Origin of the sequence: Sphingopyxis soli, from assembly GCF_018682675.1 — a bacterium.
Taxonomy (GTDB): Bacteria; Pseudomonadota; Alphaproteobacteria; order Sphingomonadales; family Sphingomonadaceae; genus Sphingopyxis; species Sphingopyxis soli.
The window spans coordinates 102,146-110,051 of the sequence record NZ_JAFMTR010000033.1; the positions used below are offsets into that span (position 1 = coordinate 102,146).

The window sequence follows — 7,906 nt, forward strand, 5'->3', positions numbered from 1 at the left end:
CCGAGCGAAGACGAGGGGCCCGTTCGAGCGAAGCGAGAACCAGCACCGCCCCTGCCTCGACTTCGCTCGGCATAACCCCTCGTCTTCGCTCGGGGAGACGGGAAGGGGATCGAAAATCTATCCATAGCGCCCCGTGATATAGTCCTTGGTGCGTTCCTGCTTCGGGTTGGTGAAGATGTCGGTGGTCTTGCCATATTCGACCAGCGTCCCGAGGTGGAAAAAGGCGGTGCGCTGCGACACGCGGGCTGCTTGCTGCATGTTGTGCGTCACGATCACGATCGCATATTTGCCGCGCAGTTCGTGGATCAGCTCCTCGATCTTCGCGGTCGCGATCGGGTCGAGCGCCGAGCAGGGCTCGTCCATCAGGATCACTTCGGGGTCGACCGCGATCGCGCGCGCGATGCACAGCCGCTGCTGCTGGCCGCCCGACAGCGCGGTGCCGCTTTCGGCCAGGCGGTCCTTGACCTCGTCCCACAGGCCGGCGCGCACCAGCGCGCGCTCGACGATGACGTCGAGGTCGGCCTTGCCGGGCGCGAGGCCGTGGATGCGCGGACCATAGGCGACATTGTCATAGATCGACTTGGGAAAGGGGTTCGGCTTCTGGAACACCATGCCGACGCGCGCGCGCAGCTGCACCACGTCCATCGACGGCGCGTAGATGTCCTCGCCATCGAGCAGGATCGTGCCGGTGACGCGCGCGCTCGCGACCGTGTCGTTCATCCGGTTCAGCGACCGAAGGAAGGTCGACTTGCCGCAGCCCGACGGGCCGATGAAGGCGGTGACCAGGTCGGTGCCGACGTCGATCGACACGTCGTTGATCGCCTGCTTCTGCCCATAGAAGACGTCGACGCCCTTGGCGGTCATCTTGGGGTCGGCGATGGTCAGATCATCTTGGGTCATGGTCATGTTTTTCTGGCTCACCAGCGTTTTTCGAATTTGTTGCGAAGATAGATCGCGAGCGCGTTCATCGACAGCAGCACGATGAGCAGCACGATGATCGCGGCGGAGGTCTTCTCGACGAAGCCCCGGTCGACTTCGTCCGACCAGAGGAAGATCTGCATCGGCAGCACCGTCGAGGGCGAGCAGATGCCGCCCGGCACGTCGCCGATAAAGGCGCGCATCCCGACGAGGAGCAGCGGCGCGGTCTCGCCCAGCGCGCGCGCCATGCCGATGATCGTGCCGGTCAATATGCCGGGCAGCGCGAGCGGCAGGACATGGTGGAACACCACCTGCACCGGGCTCGCGCCGACGCCGAGCGCCGCGTCGCGGATCGACGGCGGCACCGACTTGATCGCGTTGCGGCTGGCGATGACGATGACCGGCATCGTCATCAGCGCCAGCGTCAGGCCGCCGACGAGCGGGCTCGCCTGGCAGATGCCGAACCAGTTGATGAACACCGCCAGCGCGAGCAGGCCGAAGATGATCGAGGGCACCGCGGCGAGGTTGTTGATCGACACTTCGATGAGGTCGGTCCAGCGGTTCTTCGGCGCATATTCCTCGAGGTACAGCGCCGCGAGCACCCCGGTCGGAAAGGCGATCAGAAAGGCGATGAAGATCGTCAGCACCGATCCCTTGAGCGCCCCCCAGATGCCCGCAACCGCCGGATCGGTCGCGTCGGCATTCTTGAAGAAGGGCCAGTGGATGCCGGTCGACAGCTTGCCGTCGCGCTGCAGCGCGTCGATCTTCGCCCCCAGCGCGCCCTTCGCGCCTTCTTTCGCGGCGATGTCGACTTCGGACGAGGCGGGGAGGTGGAAGACCGTTTTGCCCTGCAGGATCGCGGGGTCGGCCTTGATCTGCTTGCGCACTTCCTTCCACGCATTCTCGCTGATCATCTTCGCGCCATCGGCGCCGAGCGCCTCGTCGGCGGCGAAGGCGACGATATCGGCGAGCCCCGCATTGGCGATCGCCTGATCGGCGTCGGCATCGCCGAGCCGCGACGCATCGACCGTCAGCGGCATCGCCTTGAAGTCGATCGGCACCTCGACATTCGTATAGGTGAAGCCGCGCAGGCCGTTGCCGACCATCACGAACAGCAGAAAGGCGAGGAAAAGGCCCGAAAGCAGCACCGCGCCCAGCCCGAACAGCTTGAAGCGGCGCTCGGCGGCGTAGCGGCCCGCGATGCGCTTCTGCATCGCGGCGCCTTTCCAGTCGGTCGGGGCCGTCTCTCTATTCATAAGCTTCGCGATACTTTTTGACGATGCGCAGCGCGACGATGTTGAGCAGCAAGGTCACGATGAACAGCACGAGGCCGAGCGCGAAGGCGGCGAGCGTCTTGGCGCTGTCGAATTCCTGGTCGCCGGTCAGCAGCTTGACGATCTGCGCGGTCACCGTGGTGACGCTGGCGAAGGGGTTGGCGGTGAGGTTGGCGGAGAGGCCCGCGGCCATCACCACGATCATCGTCTCGCCGATCGCGCGGCTGACCGCGAGCAATATGCCGCCCATCACGCCGGGAAGCGCGGCGGGGATCAGCACCTGGCGGATCGTCTCGTTCGGCGTTGCGCCCAATGCCAGCGATCCGTCGCGCATCGCCTGCGGCACCGCGTTGATGCTGTCGTCGGCCATCGACGAGACGAAGGGAATGATCATCACCCCCATCACGATGCCCGCGGCAAGCGCGCTTTCGGTCGAAGCGTTCGGAATGCCGATCGCCGCGGCGAACTCGCGCAGCGCGGGCGCGACGGTCAGCGCGGCGAAATAGCCATAGACCACCGTTGGCACCCCCGCGAGGATCTCGAGCAGCGGCTTCACCCAGCGGCGCACGCGCGGCGCGGCATATTGGGTCAGATACACCGCGGTCATCATCCCGATCGGAATCGCGACGATCATCGCGATGATCGCGCCGATCAGCACCGTACCCCAGAAAAGGGGGATGCCGCCGAAGGTATCGGGCTGCGGCGCGCCGCTGGTGGGCGCCCATGTCGTCCCGAACAGCAGCTCGGCGGGCGAGACGAGGCGGAAGAAGCGGATCGATTCGAAGAGCAGCGACAGCACGATGCCGAAGGTCGTCAGGATCGCCACCAGCGACGCGACGAGGAGCAGCGCCATGACGATCTTCTCGACCCGCGTCCGCGCGCGGAAATCGGGCCGGATTCGCGTGAAGGCGTAGAGCCCGCCCGCCAGCGCCAGCGCCAGCATCGCGGCGATGCCGATCCACGCATAGAAATGCGTCGCGTCGGCATAGGGCTGGACCAGCGGCGCCGCGGCGGGAATCCGCACGGCGGACTGCGCGCCCTGCGCGACGCTCCGCGCATCGCTCAGGATCGCCCCGCGCTCGAAGCCGAAGGCGGGCAGGCTCTGCGCCGCCTCGCTCGCCAGCACGCTGTTGGTGACCAGCGCCGGCGACACCGCCGACCAGACGGCGAGGAAGATCGCGGCGGGGGCGAACAGCCACAGCGCGACGTACCAGCCGTGATATTGCGGGCGCGAATGCAGCTTGGCGCCCGCGCGGCCCGCCAGCATCAGCGAGCGCGCGCGGCCGGCGAGCCAGCCGATCAGGGCAAGCCCCGCGATCAGCAGCAGTAGGGCGGCGGCGTTGAAAGTCACTGTGTCCCCGTTATCCTGTCCGGATACCCCCGTCACCCCAAGCGGTATGACGTGGCAGTTTCATGACTCTGCGTCACAATTTCCAAAATCACCGGATTTGCCAATCCCGTTCGCATCGAGCGAAGTCGAGATGCCCCTCGACCATGCGCCGACCCGATGGGTGTCTCGACTTCGCTCGACACGAACGGGGTGGGAAGGTGACGTAAAAAGTGGTGGCCGGGGAAGGGGATGTGGGCCCCTTCCACCGGCCACCCGCGGGGGAGATCAGTTCAGCTCCGCGCCGTCCAGCACGGTCATGCCCTTGGCGTTCGCCGCGGCCTTGTCCGCGACGTCCTTCGGCGACACGACCAGGCCCTTGGCGGCGAGGTAGCCGCCCGACGCCGCGCCCTTCAGGAACTCGGCGACATATTCGGCGAGGCCGGGGATCACGCCGACATGCGCTTTCTTGACATAGATGAACAGCGGGCGCGACCCCGGATAGCTGCCGTCGGCGATCGCGGCATAGGTCGGGCTGACGCCCTGCACCGGCACCGCCTTGATCTTGTCCTTGTTGGCGTCGAGATAGCTGAAGCCGAAGATGCCCAGGCTGTCGGGGTTCTTGTCCAGCTTCGAGATGATCAGGTTATCATTCTCGCCCTGCTCGACATAGAAGGGCGCACCGCGCAGCGTGGTGCAGGTCGCCTCGTGCTTGTCCTTGTCGCTGTCCTTCAGCGCCTTCATCTCGGGGTTGGCGTCGCAGCCCTTGCCGAGGATCAGCTCCTTGAACGCATCGTACGTGCCGCTGGTCGACGGCGGCCCGAAGACCGAAATCGCGACCGCGGGCAGCGCCGGGTTGACGTCCTTCCACGTCTTCGCGGTGTTCGCCTTGCCATAGGGGTTCGCGGCGAGCGCCTTATAGACGTCTTCCTCGGTCAGCTTGAAGCCGGGGCCGCGCTGCGCTTCGCCGAGCGCGATGCCGTCGATGCCGACCTGGATTTCGACGATGTCCTTGACGCCATTCTTGGCGCAGGTGTCGAATTCCTTCTTCTTCATGCGGCGCGAAGCGTTCGCGATGTCGGGGGTGTCGCCGCCGACGCCGGCGCAGAAACGCTCGAAGCCGCCGCCGGTGCCGGTCGAATCGATCTTCGGAACCTTGTTGCCGGTCGCCTCGGCGAACTTCTCGCCCACCGCGGTCGCAAAGGGATAGACGGTCGACGATCCGACCGCGCTGATATAATCGCGCGCCGCGCCGCCCGAGGACGCCTGGTCCTGACAGGCGGAAAGCGCCAGCGCGGCGGTCGCGACGCAGGCGATGAGGGCAAATGTCTTGGCCATGGAGTAATCCTGTAGAGGGGGTCGTTACCGAACCAAGCCGCCACCCCTGCGGCGACTCGCTGACTGCCCTCTGGGGGAATTGTGTGACGTGTTTGTGACAGGGAGTGTCATGGAAGTGTCATGAGATTTTGATGCGAGGCTTGAACGATGGATATAGAGCATTGACCAAATCGAGCGTCAAGTTTGTGAGCTTGACGGCATCAGGAGTCGCATCAGCCATGTTAATTCTGGGCGGGCCGGGAATTCTGTGGAAGCGGTGGAGTGGATTGCCGCAAAGGTCAAAAACGGTGTCCCTAACGGCCGACCAATGGCCATGGACGTAGCCCGATGCCCATCCATAGTATTTATCGTAGATATCCTTCTTCTTCGCTCGCTCGCTCATATCTCTAAGGCTCATCTTCGCCCAGCTTCCTAAGTCGATATCAACAAATTCTAACCATCTATCCTCGTTCGCTAGCTCTTCCAGATCGTCCTTTTTCACGAAGGAAGGCAAGTCTTTAGAGTCAAGATCAACTATCTTCAAGAATGCCAGCTTGGCTTGGCCTGTTCCGTAATTTCGATATTGGGCCCAAGTCGCGTCTGCATCTATCTCTTTGAGATAAGATAGAACGATGTGGCACTCGGCCATCGTACGGAGAATAATTCGTCCTTCTAGTCTGCTACCGGACCTGCCGTGGATCATTGTCGCCAGCAGTTGGATCATATAGAATGCGATCCCAAAGGATGCGTCCAAACGGGCGTCCGCAACGACGTAGGACTCCTGATCGTTGAAATGCTTAGCGAGAGCGCGGTAGCATGAGATTATTTGTCGAGATATCTCAGAGTGATCTGCGCTCGATACTATGTTCCTAGGAAGTAAATAACACTCCGTTTCGCGCTTTGATTGCGTCCAGAAATTTTCGGTCCAAGAACCTTGTTGTGTGGCCTCGGCCTGCAATTCTGGCGCGCCAAAGCTTTGTTCCATTGCTCGAATTGAAGGCCGGACCTTTCTTAAATCTCCGACATCCGGATAGCCGACGATCTCGTCAACGAGGTGCTTCATCTCTGGCTGGAAGATCACCTTGGCAGCCAGAACCATGGAAAGCACTCGGGCCCACCTTATGTCGGTGGCGGTTTCGGATTGATGCCAGCTGTTCAGTCCGATCGCCATGCCGACAATTGAATAATCCTCGGGGTCAGGCTCACCCCAATTCTTTAGGTGCCTTGCCCAATGTTTCGCATCGGGGATGTCCGGGTAGAGAGATAAGGGGCTCAGAATTGATAGCGTTTCGTCGTTGAGAATCGGCCCCAAGAGTGCGTCAAATTCTGCCTCGGTTAGGGATGCGAGCCTTGAGTGCCCGATGCCGTCCCATTTTAGGTCTTTCATCCCCGAAGCAGCGTCTGCTATTGCTCTAAAGATGTTGAGATAGTTCTCTCTATTCAATCTGGCGGTCAGAATGGCTGCCCAGAGCATTTCTGGCAGTCTCTCGTCCCTCCATGACGAGAGCGTTACGGCCGGAAGGCGAGACATTCGAGAAAAAAGCGTATTTTTGTCTCGTTTGTGATCTTCCAGCCTGGTTCCTGAGGACCATTTTTTTCGGTTAGATTTTTTCTTTCTTGTCATGGTACTTCTTTACTCTGAATCGAACTATGCGATATCGAAAAAATAGACCTAGGGTAACGCAAATGATCCTCATCACCGGCCACGTCATCATGACCCCCGAGCATCGCGAGCGCATGATTACGCTCGGCGTCGACCCCGGATCAAGTCAGGGGTGACGGCGCGCGGTCGCGGGGCGAGCCGGGGTGTCTGGCGCATAACTGCCATATCGATGTCGAGAACCCCGACCGGCTGATGTTCGTAGAGGAGTGGGACAGCGTCGACGCGGTGCGCACCCGCGTCATCCCGGACCCCGATCCGGGAGCGCGGTCCCCGCGTCCGCCGCCTTCGTCGCCGAAATGCGCGCGCTCTCGCCGCAGCCGCCCGCGATCCGCATCTATGCCGCCGAGGATATCACGGCAAAGCTGATGGGGTGACGCGATCTCCCCTCCCTTCAGGGAGGGGCCGGGGGAGGGCGTGTTTCTGGCCGGAAAACGGGAGAGGTTACAGGCCCTCCCCAAACCCCTCCCGCAAGCGGGAGGGGCTTCTCAAAAAACCGCTTTCCTACATTATCCGGCTGTGTCAGCCTTCATCCGGCTCTTTCAAATCCTGCACGAATACAGGTGCCGTTCGATGTCCGGGCGGCCTTGTCCGGTTTTTTCCGGCTCCGAAACCGGACCGCGAAAGGGCGGCGCACAAGGCTGAACTTTCCTGAACTTTGGACTTCGGCGCCGCTTGGCCGGCCCCGACGCGCCACCCGCCCCCCGACGGGCTTGATCGGGGGCTCGGTTGCGATAGGGCTGATCGACCGACCCCGGATCGAATCCGGGGCGAGGACGGGACACCAGCGCGACGGGGCCGGGGGCATATGAGCGGGTTCGAATTCATCTTTTCGCTGTTCGGGCTGATCCTCGGCCTCGCGCTCGCCGAGGGGCTGGGCGGCTTGAGCCGCGCGCTGAAGGCCAGCCACCGCGTCCGCATCGGCTGGCCGACCGCGCTGCTCGGCCTGTTCGTGTCGTGCGACGTCGTCACCTTCTGGATGTACGGCTGGTCGTTGCGCGACCTGCTGCCCTTGAGCTGGCCCGTGCTGTTCGGCGGCTTCATCGTCACCGCCCTCTATTTCGTCGCGGCCAGCCTCGTCTTTCCCGACGAGCCGGAGGCGTGGCACGATCTGAACGCCCATTTCGACGCGCATCGGCGCAAGGTGATCGGCGGCGTGTTCCTGTGCAACGTCGCGTTGCTGGCCACCGTCGGCTGGCTGCACGGCCTGCCCGCGGCGACCAGCATCCGCACCGTCATCGTTGCTTGGAGCTTCTTTCCCGTCGCGCTGCTCGCGATCTGGACGAAGGACCGGCGCGTCGCCTGCGCCTGCCTGATCTGGCTGATCGCGCTCTACCCGCTGTCGGCGGTGTGGCATTGATCCGATGCGATCCCCGGCGAAAGCCGGGGCCCAGCAGCGACAGGGAGGAA

7 protein-coding genes are annotated in these 7,906 nt (G+C 62.9%); 2 read left to right on the forward strand and 5 right to left on the reverse strand.

Annotated elements, in window-relative coordinates:
- Window positions 1-117: 117 nt before the first annotated feature.
- The 5 genes from pstB to J1N50_RS04535 all read right to left on the reverse strand — a co-directional run bounded on the left by pstB (window position 118) and on the right by J1N50_RS04535 (window position 6,460).
- Window positions 118-900, reverse strand: a complete 783-nt coding sequence (gene pstB, locus J1N50_RS04515; protein ID WP_425516926.1) for a phosphate ABC transporter ATP-binding protein PstB — start codon at window positions 898-900, stop codon at window positions 118-120.
- A gap of 17 nt (window positions 901-917) precedes the next feature.
- Window positions 918-2,174: a phosphate ABC transporter permease PstA gene (gene pstA, locus J1N50_RS04520; protein ID WP_215350558.1), complete on the reverse strand. Its 1,257-nt coding sequence runs from the start codon at window positions 2,172-2,174 to the stop codon at window positions 918-920.
- Window positions 2,167-3,543 (reverse strand): phosphate ABC transporter permease subunit PstC, encoded by a 1,377-nt coding sequence (gene pstC, locus J1N50_RS04525; RefSeq protein ID WP_215350559.1) that lies wholly within the window; start codon window positions 3,541-3,543, stop codon window positions 2,167-2,169. The genes pstA and pstC overlap by 8 nt, the downstream gene beginning before the upstream one ends.
- A gap of 264 nt (window positions 3,544-3,807) precedes the next feature.
- On the reverse strand, window positions 3,808-4,857 hold the full coding sequence (locus J1N50_RS04530) for a substrate-binding domain-containing protein (RefSeq protein ID WP_215350560.1): 1,050 nt from the start codon (window positions 4,855-4,857) through the stop codon (window positions 3,808-3,810).
- A 118-nt stretch (window positions 4,858-4,975) separates the two neighbouring features.
- A complete protein-coding gene (locus J1N50_RS04535) occupies window positions 4,976-6,460 on the reverse strand; it encodes a DUF5677 domain-containing protein (RefSeq protein WP_215350561.1) in 1,485 nt (494 codons plus the stop codon).
- Between the two features lie 245 nt (window positions 6,461-6,705).
- On the opposite strand from J1N50_RS04535, the gene J1N50_RS17735 reads away from it, so the two are divergent.
- Both J1N50_RS17735 and J1N50_RS04545 read left to right on the forward strand, forming a co-directional pair.
- Window positions 6,706-6,873, forward strand: a complete 168-nt coding sequence (locus tag J1N50_RS17735) for a hypothetical protein (protein WP_343227840.1) — start codon at window positions 6,706-6,708, stop codon at window positions 6,871-6,873.
- A gap of 431 nt (window positions 6,874-7,304) precedes the next feature.
- The gene (locus tag J1N50_RS04545; RefSeq protein ID WP_215350562.1) at window positions 7,305-7,856 is read left to right on the forward strand and encodes a hypothetical protein; all 552 of its coding nucleotides are present in this window, start codon (window positions 7,305-7,307) and stop codon (window positions 7,854-7,856) included.
- Window positions 7,857-7,906 lie beyond the last annotated feature (50 nt).